The 21,579-nt window shown below is 74.4% G+C and carries 21 protein-coding genes; 10 read left to right on the top strand and 11 right to left on the bottom strand.

From position 1 onward, the window contains the following. Window positions 1-138: 138 nt before the first annotated feature. Complete coding sequence (sthA, locus tag PKE99_RS07440; RefSeq protein ID WP_037040742.1) at window positions 139-1,548, top strand: Si-specific NAD(P)(+) transhydrogenase; 1,410 nt, start codon at window positions 139-141, stop codon at window positions 1,546-1,548. Window positions 1,549-1,560: 12 nt separating this feature from the next. Here the strand turns inward: sthA and PKE99_RS07435 are convergent, their stop codons facing one another. From PKE99_RS07435 to PKE99_RS07410, 6 genes are all read right to left on the bottom strand, one after another. Further along, entirely contained in the window at window positions 1,561-2,604 is a 1,044-nt protein-coding gene (locus PKE99_RS07435; RefSeq protein ID WP_231498035.1) for a M23 family metallopeptidase, read from the bottom strand. Window positions 2,605-3,023: 419 nt separating this feature from the next. After that, complete coding sequence (locus PKE99_RS07430; protein ID WP_231498034.1) at window positions 3,024-6,449, bottom strand: indolepyruvate ferredoxin oxidoreductase family protein; 3,426 nt, start codon at window positions 6,447-6,449, stop codon at window positions 3,024-3,026. An 8-nt stretch (window positions 6,450-6,457) separates the two neighbouring features. Continuing rightward, window positions 6,458-7,300, bottom strand: a complete 843-nt coding sequence (locus PKE99_RS07425) for an IclR family transcriptional regulator (RefSeq protein WP_037040740.1) — start codon at window positions 7,298-7,300, stop codon at window positions 6,458-6,460. A gap of 4 nt (window positions 7,301-7,304) precedes the next feature. Next, a complete protein-coding gene (locus PKE99_RS07420) occupies window positions 7,305-8,381 on the bottom strand; it encodes a histidine phosphatase family protein (RefSeq protein ID WP_037040739.1) in 1,077 nt (358 codons plus the stop codon). A 73-nt stretch (window positions 8,382-8,454) separates the two neighbouring features. Beyond that, window positions 8,455-9,384, bottom strand: a complete 930-nt coding sequence (locus PKE99_RS07415; protein ID WP_037041541.1) for a catechol 2,3-dioxygenase — start codon at window positions 9,382-9,384, stop codon at window positions 8,455-8,457. 8 nt (window positions 9,385-9,392) lie between these two features. After that, window positions 9,393-10,307, bottom strand: coding sequence for a catechol 2,3-dioxygenase (locus PKE99_RS07410; protein WP_037040738.1), 915 nt, complete (start codon window positions 10,305-10,307; stop codon window positions 9,393-9,395). A 112-nt stretch (window positions 10,308-10,419) separates the two neighbouring features. On the opposite strand from PKE99_RS07410, the gene PKE99_RS07405 reads away from it, so the two are divergent. From PKE99_RS07405 to PKE99_RS07380, 6 genes are all read left to right on the top strand, one after another. Further along, window positions 10,420-11,139: a hypothetical protein gene (locus PKE99_RS07405; protein WP_037040735.1), complete on the top strand. Its 720-nt coding sequence runs from the start codon at window positions 10,420-10,422 to the stop codon at window positions 11,137-11,139. Further along, the gene (locus PKE99_RS07400; RefSeq protein ID WP_037040732.1) at window positions 11,136-11,918 is read left to right on the top strand and encodes an IclR family transcriptional regulator; all 783 of its coding nucleotides are present in this window, start codon (window positions 11,136-11,138) and stop codon (window positions 11,916-11,918) included. The genes PKE99_RS07405 and PKE99_RS07400 overlap by 4 nt, the downstream gene beginning before the upstream one ends. Window positions 11,919-12,133: 215 nt before the next feature. Next, on the top strand, window positions 12,134-12,919 hold the full coding sequence (locus PKE99_RS07395) for a 2-keto-4-pentenoate hydratase (protein WP_037040729.1): 786 nt from the start codon (window positions 12,134-12,136) through the stop codon (window positions 12,917-12,919). Then, the gene (locus PKE99_RS07390; RefSeq protein ID WP_037040727.1) at window positions 12,916-13,677 is read left to right on the top strand and encodes a 2-keto-4-pentenoate hydratase; all 762 of its coding nucleotides are present in this window, start codon (window positions 12,916-12,918) and stop codon (window positions 13,675-13,677) included. Before PKE99_RS07395 ends, PKE99_RS07390 begins: the two co-directional genes overlap by 4 nt. After that, window positions 13,668-13,871: a 2-hydroxymuconate tautomerase gene (thmT, locus tag PKE99_RS07385; protein WP_037040725.1), complete on the top strand. Its 204-nt coding sequence runs from the start codon at window positions 13,668-13,670 to the stop codon at window positions 13,869-13,871. Before PKE99_RS07390 ends, thmT begins: the two co-directional genes overlap by 10 nt. Beyond that, window positions 13,868-14,209: a Rieske (2Fe-2S) protein gene (locus PKE99_RS07380; protein WP_037040723.1), complete on the top strand. Its 342-nt coding sequence runs from the start codon at window positions 13,868-13,870 to the stop codon at window positions 14,207-14,209. The genes thmT and PKE99_RS07380 overlap by 4 nt, the downstream gene beginning before the upstream one ends. A gap of 1 nt (window position 14,210) precedes the next feature. Here PKE99_RS07380 and PKE99_RS38815 read toward each other — a convergent pair whose 3' ends face one another. Next, on the bottom strand, window positions 14,211-14,726 hold the full coding sequence (locus tag PKE99_RS38815; protein ID WP_486362882.1) for a UGSC family (seleno)protein: 516 nt from the start codon (window positions 14,724-14,726) through the stop codon (window positions 14,211-14,213). Between the two features lie 23 nt (window positions 14,727-14,749). Then, on the bottom strand, window positions 14,750-16,210 hold the full coding sequence (locus PKE99_RS07365; protein WP_197040447.1) for a thioredoxin family protein: 1,461 nt from the start codon (window positions 16,208-16,210) through the stop codon (window positions 14,750-14,752). Between the two features lie 141 nt (window positions 16,211-16,351). Here PKE99_RS07365 and PKE99_RS07360 point away from each other — a divergent pair, with 141 nt between their 5' ends. Then, complete coding sequence (locus tag PKE99_RS07360; RefSeq protein WP_051736754.1) at window positions 16,352-17,152, top strand: SGNH/GDSL hydrolase family protein; 801 nt, start codon at window positions 16,352-16,354, stop codon at window positions 17,150-17,152. 43 nt (window positions 17,153-17,195) lie between these two features. Here the strand turns inward: PKE99_RS07360 and PKE99_RS07355 are convergent, their stop codons facing one another. After that, window positions 17,196-17,438 carry a hypothetical protein gene (locus PKE99_RS07355; RefSeq protein WP_051736753.1) on the bottom strand — a complete coding sequence of 81 codons (243 nt, stop codon included), beginning with the start codon at window positions 17,436-17,438 and terminating at the stop codon, window positions 17,196-17,198. Further along, window positions 17,435-18,691 carry a Rieske 2Fe-2S domain-containing protein gene (locus tag PKE99_RS07350; RefSeq protein ID WP_037040719.1) on the bottom strand — a complete coding sequence of 419 codons (1,257 nt, stop codon included), beginning with the start codon at window positions 18,689-18,691 and terminating at the stop codon, window positions 17,435-17,437. Before PKE99_RS07350 ends, PKE99_RS07355 begins: the two co-directional genes overlap by 4 nt. 73 nt (window positions 18,692-18,764) lie before the next feature. Here PKE99_RS07350 and PKE99_RS07345 point away from each other — a divergent pair, with 73 nt between their 5' ends. Beyond that, window positions 18,765-19,532, top strand: coding sequence for an IclR family transcriptional regulator (locus PKE99_RS07345; protein ID WP_051736752.1), 768 nt, complete (start codon window positions 18,765-18,767; stop codon window positions 19,530-19,532). Window positions 19,533-19,539: 7 nt separating this feature from the next. On the opposite strand, the gene PKE99_RS07340 is transcribed toward PKE99_RS07345, so the two are convergent. Next, window positions 19,540-20,850 carry an MFS transporter gene (locus PKE99_RS07340; protein ID WP_081923745.1) on the bottom strand — a complete coding sequence of 437 codons (1,311 nt, stop codon included), beginning with the start codon at window positions 20,848-20,850 and terminating at the stop codon, window positions 19,540-19,542. A 49-nt stretch (window positions 20,851-20,899) separates the two neighbouring features. Between PKE99_RS07340 and PKE99_RS07335 the strand changes: the two genes are divergently transcribed. Next, window positions 20,900-21,571 (top strand): FadR/GntR family transcriptional regulator, encoded by a 672-nt coding sequence (locus PKE99_RS07335; protein WP_037040716.1) that lies wholly within the window; start codon window positions 20,900-20,902, stop codon window positions 21,569-21,571. The last annotated feature ends 8 nt before the right edge of the window (window positions 21,572-21,579 follow it).

Genomic DNA, 21,579 nt, shown 5'->3' with positions numbered 1-21,579 from the left:
CGTCGCACAGTTGTAACGTCCTGTGGTTGCCCTCGTGAACGCGCAGGGGAACCCTGACCGGGAAGCAGCGCGTCCCCCGGCGTGCGTGATCGCGAGGCCGGGCGCACGGCGCACCACACGCGCACGGGAGGACGGTCGGTGTACGACTACGACCTGCTGGTGATCGGTTCGGGCCCGGGCGGGCAGAAGGCGGCGATCGCCGCGGCCAAGCTCGGCAAGCGGGTGGCGATCGCGGAACGCCGCGACATGATGGGCGGCGTCTGCGTCAACACGGGGACGATCCCATCGAAGACGTTGCGCGAGGCGGTCCTCTACCTGACCGGGTTCGCGCAGCGGGAGATGTACGGCGCGAGCTACCGGGTCAAGTCGGAGATCACCATCGCGGACCTGCTCGCGCGCACGCAGCACGTGGTGGGCCGCGAGGTGGAGATCATCCGCAACCAGCTGCTGCGCAACCACGTCGACATCCTCGGCGGCACCGCGCACTTCGAGGACCCGCACACCGTCACGGTGAGCGGGGCCGAGCGCGGCGACCACAGCACCGTCACCGCCGAGTACGTCGTGATCGCGACCGGCACCAGGCCGGCCCGGCCGCCGGAGGTCGAGTTCGACGACGACGAGTACCACGTCGTGGACTCCGACGCGGTGCTGCACCTGCACCGCGTCCCCACGTCCATGGTCGTGGTCGGCGCGGGGGTCATCGGCATCGAGTACGCCTCGATGTTCGCGGCGCTCGGCACCAAGGTCACGGTCGTCGAGAAGCGGCCGAACATGCTGGACTTCTGCGACCCCGAGGTCGTCGAGTCGCTGAAGTTCCACCTGCGCGACCAGGGCGTGTCGTTCCGCTTCGGCGAGGAGGTCGCCCGTGTGGAGAACACCGCCAAGGGCACGATCACCTCACTGGCCAGCGGCAAGAAGATCCCGGCCGACATGGTCATGTACTCGGCCGGCCGGCAGGGCGTCACGGACGAGCTGGCGCTGGACAAGGCGAACCTCACGGCCGACAAGCGCGGCCGCATCGCCGTCGACCAGCACTACCGGACCGAGGTCGAGCACATCTACGCGGTGGGGGACGTGATCGGCTTCCCCGCCCTCGCCGCGACCAGCATGGACCAGGGCCGGCTGGCCGCGTACCACGCGTTCGGCGAGCCCGCCCGCGAGCTGCACGGCCTGCAGCCGATCGGCATATACACCGTCCCGGAGATCTCGTACTGCGGGAGGACGGAGGCCGAGCTGACCGAGACCGCCACGCCGTACGAGGTCGGGATCTCGCGCTACCGCGAGCTGGCCCGCGGCGCGATCGTCGGCGACTCCTACGGCATGCTCAAGCTGCTGGTCTCCACGGAGGACCGGACGCTGCTGGGCGTGCACGTGTTCGGCACCAACGCCACCGACCTCGTCCACATCGGCCAGGCGATCATGGGCTGCGGCGGGACCGTCGACTACCTCGTCGACACGGTGCTGAACTACCCGACGCTCTCCGAGGCCTACAAGGTCGCCGCACTGGACGTGACGAACAAGATCCGCGCGCTCGAGGCGTACCGCTAGACGGCGCCCGACTCAGGTGTAGCCGATCCCCTGCTCGTCGAGCCACGGCTTGGGGTTGATCTTCGTGCCGGCCGGCGTGGTGACCTCGATGTGCAGGTGCGGGCCGGTGGACTGGCCGCGGTTGCCGACCTCGGCGATCTGCTGCCCGGCCTCCACCTGCTGACCCACGCTCACCAGCGACCGGTTGATGTGGCCGTAGGTGGTGATCGTGCCGTCCGCGTGCTGCACCCGGACCCACAGCCCGAAGCCGCTCGCCGGGCCGGAGCTGATCACCGTGCCGGCCAGCGGGACGTGGATCGGCGTGCCGATCGGCGCCGCGATGTCGAGGCCCTGGTGCGGGACGCCGCCGCGGATGCCGAAGCCCGACGACACCCGCCCGAGCACCATCTGGATCCCGCCGCCGGCGGCGCGCGCGGCGCCGAGCTTCGCCAGCTCCTCGGCCTGCCGCGCAGCTTCCGCCTCGGCAGCCTTCCGCGCGGCCTCGGCCTCCTCGGCCGCCTTGCGGGCGGCGTCGGCGGCGGCCTGGTGCAGGTCGGCGGCCTTGACCACGTCGGCCACGACGTCCGCGCCGGTCACCGGGCCGGCGACCGTGCCCGGAGCGGCCACCGCGGGCGGCGCGGCGACGGGCGCGAGCGGGACGCGCACCTGACGGCCGGCCAGGTCGGCGATGGCGTCCGCGTTCGCCGTCCCGGTGTCGCCGGTGTCGAGGTCGCCCGCGAGGACGGACGCCCCGGCGGTCAGCTCGACGAGGCCCGCGCGCAGGGCGTTGGCCCCGGACTCCAGGTCGGGGAGCGCACCGGAGTAGGCGGCCTGCCCGGCCGCCGCGACCACGCCACCGACGGCGACGACCGCGGCCATGCGGGCCTGCAGCGACGTCAGGCCCGCGGGCGGGGACGACAGGGACAGCGCCGGGGACAGCGCAGGCGTCAGCGACGGGGAGCCGCTGGGGAGCGGGAGGCTCGTTCGCAGGCCGCCGGGCCCCGCTGCCGCCGCGGGGGCGGGCAGCGGTGGCCCGGCGATCGCGCGACGGCCCTGGGGGGAGCGATGCCGTGCCACGATCTTCCTTCCGGATCGTGACGGGGCCGGACATCCGGTGGGGGGCCGGACCGGGTCGGCTCGGGGATGCCGGCCCGGAGTCCTCTTCGTGACCTCGTCGTGATCCGCGGACGACGCTAGCGGCGCCGGGTACCCGTTGTCCCGGTCCCGTTGCGTTCGGCGAGACCACCGGATCGGGTGGCGCGCCGAGTGGCCGGACCGCGCCGGATCCGGCGTGTCGGCGCGACACGCGGGTCGTTCGCCTGCCGTTCACCGCACGGACGGGCGCCACGCCCCGCTCGTCGTCGCCGAGGGCACCCGAATGGTCACAGACTGTGGCCGCCTTGTGCGCGCGGTCACCGGGGTAACGCGAGCACCGCAGGGCAAACGGCGTTACGGGACCTGGATCACCTGATCAGGAACGGCTCGTCCCCGGCGCGTCAAGAGCCGCCGTCGGAGTCCGCGGCGTCCCCGAGGCCGAGCTCCGCCAGCCGGGCCCGGTAGCGCGCCACCCCGGCCAGCTTGACGTCCTCGTAGCCGCGGACCAGCTCCGCCGCCCCGGCCGCTGCCACCGCCGCCTCGTAGGTGTCCGCGGTGAGCCCCTCCGCGAGCCGCAGCACCATCGCCCGGTACTCGTCCCGCAGCGCGCGCTCCAGCCTGCGGATCCCGGTGCGGCCGAACGGGTCGAGCGCGGTGCCGCGCACGACCTTGCCCTTCGCGAGCGTGCGCAGCACCGGCCGCATCCACGGGCCGAACGCGATCTTCCGCCGCCGCCCCAGCGCCTTGAGCACCGGCGGGTGCAGCCGGTACCGCAGCCGCGTGCCGCCCGGCACCTCGGCGGCGAGCCGGGCCTCGAACGCCGGGTCGGTGAGCAGGCGAGCCACCTCGTACTCGTCCTTGTACGCGGTGAGCCGGTGCAGCCCGCGCGCCACGGCCTCGGAGAACCGGGTGTCCACGCCCAGCTCACGCTCGGCCCGCCACACCGCCCGCACGTCGGCGACGTACGCGCGGGCCGTCCGCTCCGACTGGTAGGCGACCAGCTCGGCGGCGCGGACCTCGACCAGCCGCCGGGTCTCCCCCGCCAGCTCGCCCAGGTCGAGAGCCGGGGCCGGTCCGGGGGGCTCGGGGTCCCGCACGGCCGCCGACGGCACCGCGGCCGCGAAGGCCGACGGATCGGCCACCGCCGCCCGGCCCCACCGGAACGCTGCGGTGTTGGCCGCGACCGCCACGCCGTTGAGCTCGATGGCCCACTCGACCGCCGCGGCCGTCACGGGCAGCACCCCCGCCTGGTAGGCCGCGCCCACCAACAGCAGGTTCGCCGGCATCGCGTCGCCGAACAGGGCCTCCGCCGCGGCCTGCGCGTCGAGCGTGACGACCTCGCGGGACCGCCCCGCGATCCGCGCCACCAGCTCGTCGGCGGCCGGCGGGGTCACGCCCGCGTCCCGGACCTGCGCCCCGGTCGGCACCGGACTCGTCGAGACGACGGCAGTGGTCCGGTCCTCCGCGGCGACGGCGAGGTAGCGGGAGTCCGCCCCGACCAGCGCGTCGAACGCCAGGTAGCAGTCCGCGGTGCCGACCCGGTTCGCCGGGCCGACGACCGCGGGGTCCCCCACCCGCAGGTGCGAGACGACCGGGCCGGCCTTCTGCGAGAGCCCGGTCTGGTCCACGCCGTGGACCGCGCGGCCGTCGCGCACCGCGGCCGAGCCGAGGACCTGGTTGACCGTGACGATGCCGGTCCCGCCGATGCCGGCCAGGAAGACGTCGCCGGCCTCCGGCACCGCGACGTCGGGCACCGGCGGCGGCTCCGGGCGCTCGCGGCGCGCCGCCCGGCCGCCGGGCGACTCGACGGTGACGAACGACGGGCAGTCCCCGGCGAGGCACGAGTAGTCGGTGTTGCACGAGGTCTGGTCGATGCGCGTCTTGCGGCCGAACTCCGTGTCGATCGGCTGCACCGACAGGCAGTTCGACTTCGCCCCGCAGTCGCCGCAGCCCTCGCACACGGCCTCGTTGATCACGACGCGGGTGGGCCGGACCGGGATCGCGCCGCGCTTGCGCAGCCGCCGGGACTCCGCGGCGCACCGCTGGTCGTAGATCAGCACCGTGACGCCCGGGGTGTCCCCCAGCATCCGCTGCGCCTCGTCGAAGCGGTCCCGGTGCCAGAGGTCCACGCCCTTCGGCAGCGGCGGCAGGTCGCGGAACCGGTGCGGCTCGTCGGCGCACACGATGATCTTCGCGACACCCTCGGCCAGCAGTTTCGCGGCTAGCGCGGGCACCTCGAGCCCGCCCTCGGCGTCCTGCCCGCCGGTCATCGCGACCGCGCGGTTGTAGAGGAGCTTGTAGGTGATCGTCACGCCGGCGGCCACGCACGCCTGCACGGCCAGCTGCCCGGAGTGCGCGAACGTGCCGTCGCCCATGTTCTGGAACATGTGGCCGGCGGTGGTGAACGGCGCCTGCCCGATCCACTGCGCGCCCTCGCCGCCCATCTGCGTGATCGACCCGACCTCGCTGACCTCGCGGTGGGTGAGCGCGACCATCGCGTGGCAGCCGATGCCGCCCCCGGCCACCGCCCCCTCCGGGACCACGGTCGAGCGGTTGTGCGGGCAGCCGGAGCAGAAGTACGGGGTGCGGGCGACCGGCAGCAGCTCCAACGGCGGCGGGGCGGACCTCGGCGCCGCGAGCGGCAGGCGGTCGCGCAGCACGCGGCGCAACGGCCCGGCCAGCACCGCCGCGGTGAGCTCGCCCGCCTGCGGCACCAGCGGGGCGCCCGATGCGTCGGCCGCACCGAGCACCGCGGGCGCGTCGGCCGTGCCGTACAGGGCGTCGCGCACCGCCGTCTCGACGAACGGCGCCTTCTCCTCCACCACCAGCACGGTGTCGAGCCCGGCGGCGAAGGCCCGCAGCCGCTCCCGCTCGAGCGGGTGGACCGCGCCGAGCTTCAGCAGCCGCACGCCCGAGTCGACGCCGAGGTCGCGCAGGGCCTGCCGGACGTCGCCGAACGCCTTCCCGGCGGCCACGATCCCGATCGTCGCCCCCGGCGCGGGGTCGACCGGGACGTCGACCGGGTTGGCGGCCAGGAACGCCCGGACCATCGCCCAGCGCGGCCCGTACAGCTGCGCCTCGGCCTCCAGCGACGAGGGCGGCACGAGCATCGGGTACTGCCGGTACCGCCAGGGCCGGCCCTCCCACTCGAGCTCCGGGACCGTGATGTCCAGGTCGGACACCTCGGCCGGGTCGAGCGTGTACACGCCGTCGGCCACGTCGGCGGTGATCTTCAGCCCCACCCACATGCCCGAAGCCCGGCTGAGCGCGATGCCGTACCGGCCCAACCGCACGACGTCCGCCGCATCCGCCGGGTACAGCACCGGCAGGCCGTAGCCGGCCAGGGTCCGCTCCGAGACGCACGGGATCGTCGAGGACTTGCAGCCCGGGTCGTCGCCGGCCAGCACGAGGACGCCGCCCCGCGGGTGGGCGCCGCAGATGTTGCCGTGCCGGAAGGGGTCGCCGGCCCGGTCCACGCCGGGCGCCTTGCCGTACCAGACGCCGACCGCGCCGTCGACGGTCCGCTCGTGGCCCGGCACCTCGACCTGGCTGCCCCACACGGCGGTCGCGGCCAGCTCCTCGTTGACCCCGGGCACGAACCGCAGGCCCGCGCTCTCGGTGAGCTCCGGCAGCGCGGCGAGGGTCTTGTCCAGCCCGCCCAGCGGACTGCCCTGGTACCCGGAGACGAACGACGCGGTCCGGAGTCCCGCGGCCGCGTCGGCGGCGTGCTGCTCCACCAGCAGCCGCGCGATCGCCTGCACCCCCGTGACGAGGGCGGGGCCGCCGTCCGTCCGGTACCGGGTCCCCAGATCGAACTCGACGGCCACGATGCCCCCTACGAACGCGCCAACAGCGCCGACACCGTCGCCGCCGCCCTCCGGACACTCTGCACCACCGCGACCTTGCGGGCGCCCAGGACCCGTGAGGTCGTCCCGACCACCGAGATCGCCGCGACCGCCACCCGCCGGTCCCCGCGCGTGACGACGACCGGCGCGGCCACCGACGACATCCCCAGCGTGTGCTCCTCGCGGGAGGCGGCGTAGCCGTCCGTCCGGACCTGGCGGAGCACCTGCCGGTACCGCCCCGGGTCGACGATCGTGAACGGCGTCCGCCGCTCGAAGCCGCGCTGCAGGATCGCGCGCGCCATCGCCGGGTTGACCGCCGCCATCGCCTTGCCGGCGCTCGAGGAGTGCCCGGGCCCGCGCCGGTACATCTCCGTGTGGAACATCGTCCCGACGCCCGCGCCCTCCAGCCGGTCGACGTACAGGACGTCGGCGCCCACCGGGACCGCGAGCTGCGCGGTCTCCCGCAGCACCTCGCGCAGCTCGCCGAGCACCGGCAGCGACACCTCGCGCAGCATCAGCCGGTCGACCGCCAGCTGCCCGATCTCGAACAGCCGCAGGCCCAGCCGGTAGCGCCCGGAGGGCGTGCGCTCCAGCAACCCGCCCGAGGCCAGCGCGGCGAGCATCCGGCAGGCCGTGCTCTTGGCGACGCCCAGGCGTTGCGCGACCTTCGTGGCCCCCAGCTCGGCCTCGTCCCCGAAGCAGTCCAGCACCGCCATCGCGATCGCCACCGAGCGCAGCGGCGAGTCGGGTTCGGGGGACTCGGGGACCAGCAGCGGGGGATCGTCCCGGAGGGCCCGTCCGGCAGCGTCGGTGGTGTCGGCGGCGAGCGTCATCGCGTCAGGCCTCCCAGTCCGGGAACTCGTCGGCGGGCGGCACGTGCACCTCGGTCACCCGGTTCCGGTAGGAGACGAACGCGGTGCGGCCACCCTCGCGGAGCTTCACCCGGATCTCCTCGGTGTTCAAGGGCTCGCCCGGGTCGTAGCCGTGCGCCCAGGTCGCGAACGCGCGCATCGGACCCGAGTGGGTGGCGGCCACGATGCGGTGCTGTCCGGTGGCCGGTCGGGCCGCCTCCCGCATGAGCCGGTGGAAGCCGCGCCAGAAGCGGCGCACGCACACGGCCGGCGGCTCGAAGTACATCATCGGGATGGTCAGCCACATCTGGATCGGGTCCGCCCCGCCCAGCTGGGTCCGGTAGAAGCGGTCGATCTCGACGAGCCAGCGGGGCCGGTCGCCGACGGCCATCCGCTCCAGCTTCTCCATCTCGGACTGGTACCGGCGGAACGACGACGTGACGTCGCGCAGCCCGTCCGGCGTCCAGACGCCGAAGTTCCGCAGCTCGGGCACGGGTTCGGGCTCCGACAGCTCGACGTCGTGGCCCCACATCCGCAGCCCGTCCTGCGCCCCCCGGTAGATCTGCTCCGCGGTCTGCCGGGCCCGGTTGGTGGCCGCGCAGACCAGCCGCACCTTGTCCCCGGAGTCCCAGCGGCGGGCCAGCTCGTGCCCGCGGCGGTGCGCCTGCCAGCCACCCATCGGCGTCAGGCCGGCGTCGGTGGAGTAGCCCTGGGTGATGCCGTGCCGGATGATCGAGATCTCGCAGACGATCCTCTCGTTCGCCCGGCGGCCGACCGGTGCGGCGACCTCCTTGCCGCGGGTCGCCTCGGCCAGCTCGGGGGTGAACGCCGCGCCCTCGTACTCGACCTTCGGTGAGGGTGCGGCGCCGCGCTCGCGGAAGCGGCGGAGGTACAGCGGCTCGGCGGGGGCCTCGGCGGCGCCCGCCTCCACGGGCGCCGCGAACCGGCCGGCGGCCGCCGCCCCGTCGCCGCCGCCGCGCCGGCTCTGCCGCTCCCGGTACCGCGCCAGGTAGTTCGGCGCCTCGTAACGGTCGATCTTGCGGGGGTCCGTCGGCGCACTCACGCCTCCTCCTCGCTGACGCTCGTCGGTGCCGTTCGTAGGACTGCTGTGCTGAATGGTTCGCTCGCAAGCTCGCTCACGAGTGCACCGTGAAGAAGCGCTCGTTGACCTGCCGGTGGTAGTAGAAGATCGCCCGGCCCATCTCCTCCTCGGTCCAGGTGATCGGCTCGAAGTCCGGGTCCACCCAGTACCCGCCGGTGAACAGCTCGTTGCGGTTGCCGACGGGGTCGAAGAAGTACGTCGTGTAGCCGCGGGTCACGCCGTGCCGCGTGGGCGCCACGTCGATCGTGACGCCGTGGTAGGCCAGCGTGTCCGCCGCCTCGCGGATCGCGTTCCAATCGTCCATCCAGAAGGCGAAGTGGTGCAGCGCCCCGTTCGGGCCGGTGATGACGGCGAGGTCGTGCGGGGTGTGGCTGTGCTCGAGGAACGTGGCCAGCTGGTGCCCGTCGTTCGCCACGATCTGCTCGGTCATCCGGAAGTCGAGCAGCTCGGTGAAGAACCGGGTGAAGCCGTCGACGTCCTCGGCCATCACGAACACGTGGTCCAGCCGCGGCGGCGCGATCCCCACCAGGTCCTGCGGGCGGGGCGGCGGGTTGGTCATCGGCAGCATGTTGCCCACCCGCTCGGTGCCGTGCGTCAGCTCGACGACGTGCCCCGACGGCGCCTCGAAGCGGATCGCCTCGCCCCAGCCCGGGCCGAGCTCACGGGCCGCGAACCGCTTCACCGGCACGCTCGCCGCCTGCAGCCGCTCCGTGTAGTGGTCCAGGTCGCCGGCCTCGCGGACCTTGAACGCCATGTGGTCGAGGCCGTAGGTCGGGGCCTGGCGGAGGATCACGGAGTGGTGCTCACGCTCGTCCCAGCACTTGAGGAACACGCGGTCCACGCCGTCCTTCGTGTCTCGCGCGGTCTCGACGAGGCCGAGGACCTCGGTGTAGTAGGCGGTGCACAGCTCCAGGTCGGGGACCCGGACCTCCACGTGCTGCAGTCGCAGAATCCTGTCGGTCATCTTCTCGCTCACGTGTGCATGCGCAGGAAGCGCTGGCTGACGACGTTCTCGTAGTAGAAGAGGCCCTTCCCGAAGTTGTCCTCGGTCCAGGTGATGATCTCGGTGTCCGGGTCGACCCAGTAGCCGCCGGTGAAGACCTCGTTGCGGATCCCGAGCGGGTCGAAGAAGTAGATGGTGTTGCCGCGGGTCACGCCGTGCCGGGTGGGGCCCTGGTCGATCTGCACGCCGTTGTAGGCCAGTGTGTCCGCGGCCTTGCGGATGTGGTCCCAGTCGTCGAGCCAGTAGGCCCAGTGGTGCAGGGCGCCGTTGGGTCCGTTGACGATGGCGATGTCGTGCGGGGTGTTGGTGCGGCCGGCGAGCCAGACGCCGAGCTGGTGGCCGTTGCCGTCGAGCACCTGCTCGGTCATCCGCAGGCCCAGCACGTCGGTGAAGAACGTGGCGGCCTCGGCGACCTCCTCGGCGTTGACCAGCATGTGGTCCATCCGCGGCGGCGCGATGCCGGGCAGGTCGGGCGGCGGCGTGGGCGCCGGGTTGCGCTTGCCGAGCAGGTTGCCGGTCTTCTCGATGTCCCAGACCAGCTCCATGACCTGGCCGCTCGGCACCTCGAACCGGATTGACTCCCCCTGCCCGACGGCCTCGCCGCGGCTGACCCGCGTGGTCGGGCAGCCGTAGGCCTCGACCTTCTTCTCGAGCTCGTGCAGGTCGTCCTCGGCCTCGACGCGGAACGTGAAGGAGTCCAGCCCGGTGCGCGGGTGGTAGCGCATCCGCAGCGAGTGGTGGTCCTCCTCGTCCCAGCACTTGAAGTAGACCGTGTCCGCATCCCGCTGCACGGTCTGCAGGCCCATGACCTCGGTGTAGTACGCGGCGGCGAGGTCCAGGTCGGGTGTCCGGACGTCGACGTGGGCCAGGCGCAGGATCCCCACTGGCGAGCCTCCCTGCTCGGTGCTGACGACGCTGTTGACGGGCTTCAGCGTGGCGCCCTAGCGTTCCGGAGGGAAGTGCAGTCGTTCCGGAAATCAGAACGGAGGAACGCCGATGGCCGACCCGATGCGGATGCGCGAGGCGGTGGCGGAGTACGTCGCGGCGCTGCACGGCGCCTACCTCGCGCAGGCCGACACGTTCCCGCCGGGCGCCCGCGGCCGGATGCCGCTGCTCGCCGGGGGCGGCCCGGTGCACGTCGCGGCCGTGGGCGTGCGGAACCTGCACCTGCTCGCCACCCGCGAGGACCTCGGCCCGCTGCGCGGCCAGGAGGTGGAGCAGCGCGGGTCGCTGCCCGGGCTGGAGTGGACGCTGCGCTTCTACGACCCCGTCGTGGTGCCCGCGCTCGGGCTGGTCGACGAGTCGGCGGAGCCGCAGTACGCCGAGGTCCGCGGCGCGCTGGGGATCCAGACGACCTGCTACCACGTCGTCGCGCAGCCCGGGTCGGGCCTGACCCCGCACCACGCCCAACACGTCGGGTCCGGGCTGGCCAGCGGGCACTCCGCCGCGGTGCGGGACTTCGACACGATCCGCAGCCGGGTGCGCGGGCGCGAGGCGCTGGTCGACGAGCTGGTCGGCGCCTCGGCCGCCGGGCTCCCCCGGGCGCAGGCGCTGCTGGCCCGCGCGATCGCGCCGCGGGACGCCGCCGTCGCCGCCCTCGCCGAGTCCCCCGCGCCGGACCCGGACGAGGTGCGCAAGGCCCTGCTCGCGAGCGTCGGCGGCCGGCGGGACCGAACGCCCCGGGGATCGACCGGGGCACCGGCGGCACCGGCATGACCGACGCCCCGCTCACCACCGTCACCAACGCCGCACGACTGCTCAAGGCCTTCCGCGCGCAGGAGGCCACGCTCGGCGTCTCGGAGCTGGCCCGGCGCCTCGACCTGGGCAAGTCCGCGGTCCACCGGCTGCTCACCACGCTCGCCGCCGAGGGCCTGATCGAGCAGGACCCGCACACCGGCGGCTACCGGCTGGGCGTGGTGATGATCGAGCTCGGCGAGGCGGTGAAGGTGCACCTGGACCTGCACGCCGCCGCCGGGCCGGTGCTCGCCCACCTGCGCGACGAGACCGGCGAGACCTGCCAGGTCGGGGTGCTCGACGGCGTCGACGTCGTCTACGTCGACCGGCTCGAGTCCGCCCACTCGCTGCGGCTGTTCACCGAGACCGGGCGCCGCGTGCCCGCGCACGCCACCAGCTCGGGGAAGGTGCTGCTCGCCCACCTGCCCGAGGCCGAGCGGGAGGAGCGCATCGCCGGGCCGTTCCCGCAGCTCACCCCGCACACGCTCGTCACCGCCGACGCCCTGCGCGCCGAGCTGGCGGCGGCGCGGGCCCGGGGCTGGGCCGAGGCGGTGCACGAGCGGGAGATCGGGGTCGTGTCGATCGCCGCACCCGTCCGGGACCGGTACGGCGAGGTCGTCGCGGCCCTGTCGATCGGCGCCCCGACGGCCCGGTTCGGCGCCGCGGCCCGCCGCCGGCACGCCCGGTCGCTGGTCGAGGCCGGGGAGGCGATCTCCCGCCGGCTCGGCTGGACCCCGGAGCGGGAGGGGCGGGGCGCATGAGCCCGCCCGTGCGGATCGGCGTCGCCCTGCCCACGGACCACACCCGGCTGCCCGGCGAGGCGAACTCCGTCGACGCGCTCGTCGGGCAGGTCCGTGAGCTCGCCGCGCACCGGTGACCAGTGCCTCCCTGCCGTTCCGACGCGGGGAACGCCGGCCGTGACCGCGACCGTGCGGACGCGGAAGGATGGGCGACGAACTCGCACGAGGAGGACCTCATGCCCGTGACGGACGCGGCCGCGAAGGCCCGGGCGCTCTACGACGCCCGCCGCACCCGCACGCCGATCCCGCCCTTCACCGACGACGACCCCACGCTCGGGATGGCCGACGGGTACGCGGTGCAGCGCGAGCTGGTCGACCTCCTGCTCGCCGACGGCGACCGGATCGTGGGGTACAAGGTCGGGCTGACCTCCGAGCCGATGCAGAAGATGGTCGGCGTGGACTCCCCCGACCACGGGCCCGTCCTCGCCTCGACGGTCTACCGCGACGGCGACGAGATCCCGCTCGGCCGGTTCATCGCCCCCAAGGTCGAGGCCGAGATCGTGTTCGTGCTCGGCGAGCGCCTGCAGGGGCCGGGCGTGACCGTCACGCAGGCCCGCGCCGCGCTCGCCGGCGCCGTGGCCGGGATGGAGATCGTCGACTCCCGCATCGCCGACTGGCGGATCAAGCTCGCCGACACCGTGGCCGACCTCGCCTCCAACGGCGCCGTCGCCACCTCGAGCCGGATCGTCCCGGTGGCCGACCTCGACACCCGGCTCGTCGGCATGACCCTCACCCGCAGCGGCGAGCTGATCGACACCGGGGCCGGCGCGGCCGCGCTGGGCGACCCCGTCGCCGTCGTGGCCTGGCTGGCGAACGTCCTGGGCGAGAACGGCGTCGCCCTCGAACCCGGGCACCTGATCATGACGGGCGCGCTGCACGCGGCCGTCCCGATGACCCCGGGCGACGTGTTCCGGGCCGAGTTCGACCGGCTCGGGCCGGTGACCGTGAGGGTGGGCGCATGATCAACGTGAGCGAGCTGGCGGCCCGGCTGAGCAAGGCCGTCGCCGACCGCACCGCGATCGGCAAGCTGTCCGACGAGTTCCCCGAGCTGGACATCCCCACCGCCTACCAGGTGCAACGCGAGCTGCGCAGCGCCGCGGGCCCGCTCGCCGGCTGGAAGCTCGGCGTGACCTCGCGCGCGAAGCAGGTGCAGGTCGACGTCAGCGAACCGGTCTACGGCTTCCTGCCCGCTGCCGGGGCGCTGGACCTCGGCGAGCCGCTGGACACCGGGGCGCAGATCCAGCCGCGCTGCGAGCCCGAGATCGTGTTCACCCTCGGCCGCGACCTCGCCGGGCCGCACGTCACCGCGGCGGACGTGGTGGCCGCGTCGTCGGGCGTCGCCGTGGGGATCGAGGTCCTCGACTCCCGCTACACCGACTACGGCTTCACGATGGCCGACGTCGTCGCGGACAACACCTCCGCCGCCCGGTACGTCGTCGGCACGCCGGTCGCGCCCGAGGGCATCGACCTGCGGCTCGTCGGCGTGGTGCTGGAGAAGAACGGGAAGCTCGCCGCCACCGCGTCGGGCGCCGCGTCGCTCGGTCATCCCGCCGCCGCCGTCGCCTGGCTGGTCCGCGCGCTCGCCGCGGACGGCGAGGGCCTGCGGGCGGGCGAGATCGTCCTGTCCGGCGGCCTGACGGCGGCGGTGCCGGTCGGGCCGGGGGACGTCGTCGTCGCGTCGATCGACCGACTCGGAACTCTGGAGCTGGGATGCCGCTGATCCAGGTCACGCTCGCCAAGGGCCGCACCCCCGAGCAGCTGCAGGCGCTCGGCGAAGCGCTCACCGCCGCCGCCGAGGAGGCGATCGGGGCGAAGCGGGAGTCCATCCGCGTGGTGCTCACCGAGTGCGAGCCGGAGCACTGGTTCGTGGGCGGCGAGACGCTGGCGGACCTGCGGGCGTCCGGCAGGAGATGAGCCTGCTGCGGATCACCGGGCCAGGCCGCGTCGTCGCCGCCGACGGCCGGGCCTTCGCCGTGGTCGAGCACGGGGGCCGCTGGCACGTCGTCGACGCGGACTGCCCGCACAACCGCGGCCCGCTGGAGCACGGCTGGATCAGGGACGGCCTGCTGGTCTGCCCCTCGCACTGGTACCGCTTCGACCTGGGGACGGGCGAGTGCGACGTGTCGCCGCAGCACCGCCTCGGCGTCTACCCCGTGGTCGAGCGGGACGGCGTCCGCTACGCCGACGTCGGCGACCCGCCCGCCCCGCTCTCCTGGTCCGAGCGGCTGCGCGCCCACGCCCGCGGCGAGTGACTCACCGCCGGGTCACGGCCGCGAGCACCTCCTCCAGCGCGGCGTCGGCGAGCGCGCGCATCTCCTCGTCCGTGCGGTCCTGGATCGGGTGCGGCACGAACACCGACGGCACCTCGCGGTAGCCGAGCGCCCGGGCCTGGGCGTCGGCGGCCACCACGAACTGCGTCGACGCGAGGAAGGCCGCGATCACGCCCCGGCCCTCGAGGGCGGCGAAGTCGTGCACACTGCACGACGTGCACGAGCCTCAATCGGCGAGGGCCTCGATCACCACGTCGCACTCCGTGGTGATCTGCCGCCGCAGGTCGGCCGGCATCGGCTTGGTGAAGGTCGGCTTGGCGTAGCGGCGCACGGTGACGCCGCGCTCGGCGAGGAGCTCGGCGAGCCGGCCGAGGAAGACGTCCCCGCGCGCCTTGGAGATGTCGAGCAGGCCGACCCGCAGCCCGTCGAGCGAGGCCGGGCGCTCCAGCGCCGTGCGGCTGTCCGCGGTGGTCTCGTCCGTCGGGTCCAGGATCACCAGCGAGCCGGTCGATCCGGTCCGGGTCATCGCCACGGGTCCACCTCTCTCGTCACGGGCGCGCTCCCGCCCGGTCCGCCGGCCCAGCCGCCGATCACGGCCGAGAACATGCCGGCGCCGCCGCCGGCGTGCACGATCATCAGCCCGCCCGGCCGGAACTTCGCGAGCGGTCGGTCGGAGTCGCCCGCCGGCACCCCCTCGTCGATGCCGCCGGCGCCGCGGGTGATCTCGGCGCGGTCCAGCAGCAGCGCCTCGTCGAGCGCCGCCTCCAGCCGCGCCCGGTCCCAGCCGGCCTCGGCGAACACCCGGGCGTGCTCCGGGCACACGACCAGCGTCGCGTCGAAGCCGCGTACCAGTTTCGGGTGGCACACCCCCCGCAGCCCGAGGGCGAGCGAGCGGGCCAGCGACTCCGGCCGCCGGGAGATCTGGTCGACGATCCCGCGGGGCCCCTCCGCCGCGAACACGGTGACCGCCGAGCGCCCCGGCGCGACGCCGCGGCTCTGCGCGAGCGGCTCGAACGGCGAGCCCTCCTCGTCCTCCGCGAAGCAGAACCCGACCTTGCCGGGATGTCCCATCGCCGCCCGGTCCACCTCCTGCGGACGGCCGCCACCGACGTTGCGGATCACCAGCTGCAGCGCCCGGCCGATCGTCGAGTTGGCGCGGTTGCCCTGGCCGAGCGCGTTGCCGGCCCAGTTCATCCCGATCTCGGCGCGGACCGGCCCGTTGACGACGACCGCCGGGCCGGCGCCCCACGTGGTCGCGAGCAGGCCGTGGGCGTTGAACTCGTCCGTGCACGCGGCCTCGACCGCGGCGAGCACGACGGGCAGGTACTCGGGCCGGCAGCCCGCGAGGACGGCGTTGACCGCCACCTTCTCCACGGTGGCCTCGACCAGGTTGGGCGGGACGACCGCCACCACCTCGTCCGGCCTGCGCGAGGTGCCGTCCAGCATGCGCAGCACCCGGGCCGGGGTGGGCGGCACGACGGGCAGGCCGTCGGAGAACCCGCGGTCGTAGAGGGCCTCGACCTCGTCCTCCAGCGCGGCGATCTCCAGCCGGCGCGAGCGCAGCGACCCGCCGCGGGTGCGGACCAGGATCTCCTCGGCCACGTCCGGGTCCTGGGTGCGCGAGCCGCAGCCGGGCCGGTACTCCGGCAGGTCCGCCCCGATCTCCGCGACGCCGGTGAGCTCGGCCCACTGCTCGCGGCTCCACCCGACGACCCGGCCCTGCTCGACGCCGCCGGCGAACCGCACGAGCGTGGGCACGGTCTCGATGTCGAGGGCGAGGCTCGCGTCGAGGTCCGTGTCGTCCCGCCGGTCCGCGACACCCTCGGGGAACGCGGGATCGTCCTGCGAGAACACGGTGACCTGCGGCAACGCCGCCAGCACGGGCTCGACCAGCCGGCAGGTGGGACAGTCCTGCTTGACGACGGCGACGAACCCGTCCGTGGGCAGGTCCACCTCCGCCCGGAGCTCCGTCGACACCGACACGCCCCGCACGCTAGCCGGTTGAACGGTCGTCCGGTAGGCCGGGCGGTCTGTCCGGGACGCCACCGTGCGTGGCGGTACCGACGATCTCCCGGACCCGGACGGCGGTTGTCCGCCGGAACGACGCGATGGCTACATAAGAGGGTGCGCCGCTTCCCGCTCGGGCTCCGCCGAACGCTGGTCCCGCTCGTCCTGGCCCTGGCCGCGACGCTCACCGGCGCGCAGGTCGCCTCGGCGGCCGAACCGGTCGACTACGTCGCGCTCGGCGACTCCTACGCCGCTGGGGTCGGCGCCACGCCGGACGGCACGAGCGGCGCGTGCGCCCGCAGCACCGCCTCCTACCCGGCCCGGTACGCCGCGGAGACCGGCCCGGCGTCGTTCACGACGGTGGCGTGCAGCGGCGCGACCACCGCCGGGGTGCTGCGCGACCAGGTCTCCGCCGTCACGAAGGACACCGACCTCGTCACGATCACCGTGGGCGGCAACGACACCGGGTTCGCCCCCGTCCTCGCCCGCTGCACCACGGCACCCGACGACGCCGGCTGCGACCAGGCCGTCCGGGCCGGCGAGCGGGTGGCCCGCTACGTCCTGCCCTCCGCGCTCGCGGTGGTGCTCGGCACCGTGCACGTGCGCGCCCCCTCCGCCCGCGTCGTGGTCCTCGGCTACCCGCGGCTGTTCGGCGACGGTCCCGGCTGCCCGCTGAACCCGGTCCGCAGCGCACGCATCGACGCCGGCGCGGACGTGCTGAACGACCGGATCGCCGAGACCGCGCAGCGGTTCGGGGCGACGTTCGTCGACGTCCGGCCCGCGTTCGCCGGACACGGGCTGTGCAGCGCCACCCCGTGGATCGTCGCGCCCGGCGGCCCGGGCGCCTACCACCCCACGGCCGCCGGGTACGCCCGCGGCTACCTCCCCGTCCTGACCGCCGCCGTCGGGCGGACGTGAAGCCCGTTCCCGTCAGTGCTGGTCAGTGCTGGGTCAGTGCTGGTCAGTGCTCGGGCTCGTGCCCGCGCACTCCGCCCTCGCCCGGCGTGATCTCACCGGCCCAGCCGCACCCGGAGCACCAGCAGTAGAACCGCCGCTCCTCGGCCTCCCAGAACTCCGTCGCCAGCCCGAGGGCGGCGGCGCACCGCGGACAGAAGCGCGGGGCGTCACGGCGGTGGGCCTCGGCGTCGGGGCGGAAGCGGCGGTCCTCCCGCGCCCCGCCGGGCAGCCCCGGCGCCACGGTCACCCGGCCCTCTCCGCGGCGATCTTGTCGGCCGCCGAGATGTGGATCTTCTTGATCGTGTCGAGCACCGGGGAGAAGCGGGTCGACCCCATGTCGCAGAAGTCCAGCGCGAACTGCGCGCCGCCCGCGTGGAACTTGTCCTTCTCACAGGGCAGGTCGATCCGGTCGTGCTGCTCCCGGATGGTGCCGAGCGGGTCCTCGCCGCGCTCCACGACGTCCATCTGCTCGCGGAACATCCGGCGGAGCATGGCCACCCCGATGTCGCTGCGGCCGAGGTGCTCGGTGGTGCGGTCGGTGATCGCGCCCTGCGTCACCCAGGCCATGATGTCCTGGCCCTCGACGTAGTTCGTGACGTGCCGGCCGCGGTCGTCGAACACCGGGATCTCGTAGTCCGGGACCTGCGGCTGCTCCACGTGCTCGTAGCCGTCGGGCGCGTGCACCGTGTAGAGCATGAACCGGGTGGTCGTGCGGTTGATCGGCACCCGGATCTGCATCTGGTGGATCCCGCCGCCGCCCACGCGCATGTTGTACGGGAAGACGAGCGGGTGGCCGACCTTCCAGTCGTCGTTCTCCTCGGTGGCGCCCTTGAGCACGCGGCGCTTGATGATCCCCCACTCGAAGGCGTCGAACCCGATGCGGACGTGCTCCTTGCCGAACGAGGCGGGCGCGGTGAAGCCCTCGTGCCGCCCGACGAACTCGAAGTACCGCCCGTGCAGGAACTCGACGTGGTGCGGGTCGACCGCGTTCTCCATGATCTGCACGTAGTTGCACGGCAGGTCGGCCCAGCCGATGTCCCGGAAGCCCTCCATGACGTACGTGTCGAAGCGCGGCAGCTCCGGCGCGGGGGCCGGCCCGACGTAGGCCCAGACCAGCCCGCCCAGCTCCTCCACGCGCCCGGCCGTGGCCCGCACCCGCTCCTGGAAGTTCGTGTTGTCCTTCTCCGCCGGCTGCTCGGTGCACGCGCCGTCGGTGTCGAAGACCCAGCCGTGGTACGGGCAGCGCAGCCCGTTCGCCTCCACCACGCCGTAGGCCATCGACGCCTTCCGGTGCGGGCAGGGCTCGGGGACGATCCCGTACCGGCCCGAGGGCGAGCGCCACAGCGCGAAGAACTCCCCCAGCAGCTCCACCCGCTTGACCGGGAACTCCTCCAGCTCGCGCGTGAACGCGACCGGGTACCAGTAGCGGCGGAGGACCTCGCCCATCCGGGTCCCGGGTTCGACCTGGGTCAGCTCGTCGTTCTGCTCGGCGGTGAGCACGGCACCTCCTGCGGGTTCGGGGTGCGCGAACGGTAGGTGGCGCCGGTCACGGCGGACAAGGAATCCTTCCCGCATGGAGGGAAGGAGCCGGTCGGAGAAGGGGCTCAGCTCGGTGCGCAACGCCGCCCGGCTGCTCAAGGAGTTCTCCCGGCACGACCGCGAGCTGGGGGTCTCCGAGCTGGCGCGCCGCCTGGACCTCTCGACGTCGTCGGTGCACCGGATCCTCGGCACGCTGACCGAGGAGCGCCTGCTCGACCGCGTCCCGACCGGCCGCTACCGGCTCGGGCTGGCGCTGTTCGACCTCGGCTCCGCGGTGGGCGCCGCGCTGGACCTGCACGAGGCCGCGCTGCCGGTCATGGCCGCCCTGCGCGCGACGACCGGCGAGACCGTCCAGCTCGCGGTGCTCGACGGACTGGAGTCGGTCTACATCGACCGGCTGGAGAGCCCGCACACCGTGCGGATCTTCTCCCGGGTCGGTACCCGGCTGCCCGCCACCACGACGAGCACCGGCAAGGTGCTGCTCGCGGCCCTGCCGGAGGCGGAGCTGGCGACGAGGCTGGAAGCCTGGCGGCCGCACCGGGCCACGCCGCGCTCGATCGTCGACCCGGCCGTGCTGCGTGCGCGGCTGCGGGAGGTCGCCGAGCGGGGCTGGGCGGAGAACCGGGAGGAGAGCCGGATCGGGGTCATGTCGGTGGGCGCGCCGGTCCGCGACCGCGCCGACGTCGTCATCGCCGCCCTCTCCGTCGCCGCGCCGACCGACCGGGCGGCGCCGGACGTCCTGCGGCGATTGCGGGCCGCCGTCGTCGAGGCCGCGGCGGTGGTCTCGCACCGCCTCGGGTGACCGGGGCTCAGACCGTGCGCGGCCGCCCGGCGAGCACCCCCGCGACCAGCTGCGCGACCAGGGCCACCAGCAGCACGGCCAGCGAGACGGTCCAGCCGCCGGTCGCCTCGTGGAGCAGCCCGACGAGCATCGGGCCGGTCGAGGCGAGGAGGTAGCCGAAGCCCTGGGCCATGGCGGACAGCCCGGCCGCCGTCGCGGCGTCGCCCGCCCGGAGCGTGATCACGGTCATCGCCATCGCGAACACGGTCATCCCGGTGCCGAGCAGTACCGCCCACAGCCACGGCACCGCGGCCGGCGCGAGCATCAGCCCGAGCGCCCCGGCGATCGCGAGCAGGGTCAGCCCGGCGTTCCAGCCGGACTGGCTCCGCCGCCGGGCGGCGAACGCCGGCACCATCAGGCTGAAGGGGACGGCGACGAGCGTGGCGATGCTGAGCATCACCCCCGCCGTCCCCTTGGACAGGCCCGCGCCCAGGTAGATCTGCGGCAGCCAGCCCATCACGACGTAGGCCATGAAGGACTGCAGCCCCATGAACGCCGTCACCGACCAGGCCACCGGGCTGCGCAGCAGCCGGCCCCACGACGCGCGCCGGGCGCCGTGGGCGACCTCCGCGGCCGGCCGGTGCCGCGCCCCCACGGCCCACACGACCAGCGCCACCAGCGCGAGCGCCGCCCAGAGGACGAGCGCGCCGCGCCAGCCGCCCGCCGGGCCCTCCACCGCCGGGGTCAGCGCGGAGCCGAGCGCGCCGCTGCCCTGCAGCGCCGCCGTGTAGAGACCGGTCATGAGCCCGACGCGGTGGGCGAAGGACTCCTTGACCACGACCGGGACCAGCACGTTGGCCACCGCGATCCCGGCGCAGGCCACGAACGTCCCGCCCAGCATCAGGCCCGCGCCGCCCAGCACCCGCACGACGAGCCCGGCGCCGAGCACCGCCAGCGCCACCCCGATCGCCCGCGCCAGGCCGACCCGCCGGGCCAGCGCCGGTGCGGCCAGGCCCGCCACCGCGAAGCACAGCGTGGGCGCGGTGGTGAGCAGGCTGGTCCAGGCCGCCGAGGCCCCGAGCCCCGTGCGGACGTCGCCGAGCAGCGACGACGCGCTGGTCACCGCCGCACGCAGGTTCACCGCCGCCAGCACCACGCCGACGGCCAGCAGCAGGGTTCCGCTCAACGGACCGAAGCGGGCGGGCGTCAGACGCTCCTCCGCGGCGGCCTCCCCGGCGATCTCGAGCGCCTGCCCGTCCGCGACCCGGTGGTGCTCGACGCGCGGGCGCGCACCGAGATCAGGAGACGCCTCGGCGCGTCCCGGCTCCCCGACTGCCATGGCGACTACTCTGTCAGACATCCCATGTTCGGATGAAAGGATGGCGCCTGTGCCCTTGGCCACCACCCGGCGTGCCGGCCTCGTCGACCAAGTGATCGAACAGATCCGCGCGGCCGTGGCCGCGGGCGAGTGGCCGGTCGGCACGCGGCTCCCGCCGGAGGCCGAGCTGGCCGAGGCGCTGGGGGTCGGGCGCAACACCGTCCGCGAGGCGGTGCGCGCGCTCGCGCACGCCGGGCTGCTCGAGGTCCGGCAGGGCGACGGCACGTTCGTGCGCGCGACGAGCGAGATCTCGGGAGCGATCCGCCGGCTCGCCGGGACCGAGCTGCGCGAGGTGCTGCAGGTGCGCCGGCTGCTGGAGGCCGAGGGCGCGCGGCTCGCCGCGCGGCACCGCACCGCGGCGGATCTGGCCGAGCTGGAGGCGGCGATGTCGGCCTGCGAGGAGGCCGAGCGGGCCGCGGACCTCGCCGCCTTCACCCGGGCCGATCTCGCGTTCCACCAGCTCGTGCTGCGCTGCGCCCACAACGCGGTGCTGGCCGAGCTCTACCGCGGGCTGACCGAGGTGGTGCACGCCAGCGTCGCGACGACGGTGGCCGGCGGCCGCTGCGAGAGCCACACCGGGCTGCTGGCGGCGATCCGGGCGGGCGACGCCGCCGCGGCGGCCGCGGAGGCCGAGGACATCCTGGACTCCCTGCTGCGCGACCACACCGGCCCCGCGGCCTGAGCGATCGA

Origin of the sequence: Pseudonocardia halophobica (assembly GCF_027922425.1) — a bacterium.
Lineage (GTDB): Bacteria > Actinomycetota > Actinomycetes > Mycobacteriales > Pseudonocardiaceae > Pseudonocardia > Pseudonocardia halophobica.
The sequence above is the reverse complement of the archived record's forward strand: the minus strand, read 5'-3'. Positions and strand labels throughout refer to the sequence as shown.

Excerpts from the sequence above, each read along its gene's own strand:
- PKE99_RS07340 (WP_081923745.1), bottom strand. The coding sequence starts at position 20,850 with ATGGCAGTCGGGGAGCCGGGACGCGCCGAGGCGTCTCCTGATCTCGGT.
- PKE99_RS07395 (WP_037040729.1), top strand. The coding sequence starts at position 12,134 with ATGCCCGTGACGGACGCGGCCGCGAAGGCCCGGGCGCTCTACGACGCC.
- PKE99_RS07380 (WP_037040723.1), top strand. The coding sequence starts at position 13,868 with ATGAGCCTGCTGCGGATCACCGGGCCAGGCCGCGTCGTCGCCGCCGAC.
- PKE99_RS07400 (WP_037040732.1), top strand. The coding sequence starts at position 11,136 with ATGACCGACGCCCCGCTCACCACCGTCACCAACGCCGCACGACTGCTC.
- PKE99_RS07405 (WP_037040735.1), top strand. The coding sequence starts at position 10,420 with ATGGCCGACCCGATGCGGATGCGCGAGGCGGTGGCGGAGTACGTCGCG.
- PKE99_RS07415 (WP_037041541.1), bottom strand. The coding sequence starts at position 9,384 with ATGACCGACAGGATTCTGCGACTGCAGCACGTGGAGGTCCGGGTCCCC.
- PKE99_RS07345 (WP_051736752.1), top strand. The coding sequence starts at position 18,765 with ATGGAGGGAAGGAGCCGGTCGGAGAAGGGGCTCAGCTCGGTGCGCAAC.
- PKE99_RS07390 (WP_037040727.1), top strand. The coding sequence starts at position 12,916 with ATGATCAACGTGAGCGAGCTGGCGGCCCGGCTGAGCAAGGCCGTCGCC.
- PKE99_RS07425 (WP_037040740.1), bottom strand. The coding sequence starts at position 7,300 with ATGACGCTCGCCGCCGACACCACCGACGCTGCCGGACGGGCCCTCCGG.
- thmT (WP_037040725.1), top strand. The coding sequence starts at position 13,668 with ATGCCGCTGATCCAGGTCACGCTCGCCAAGGGCCGCACCCCCGAGCAG.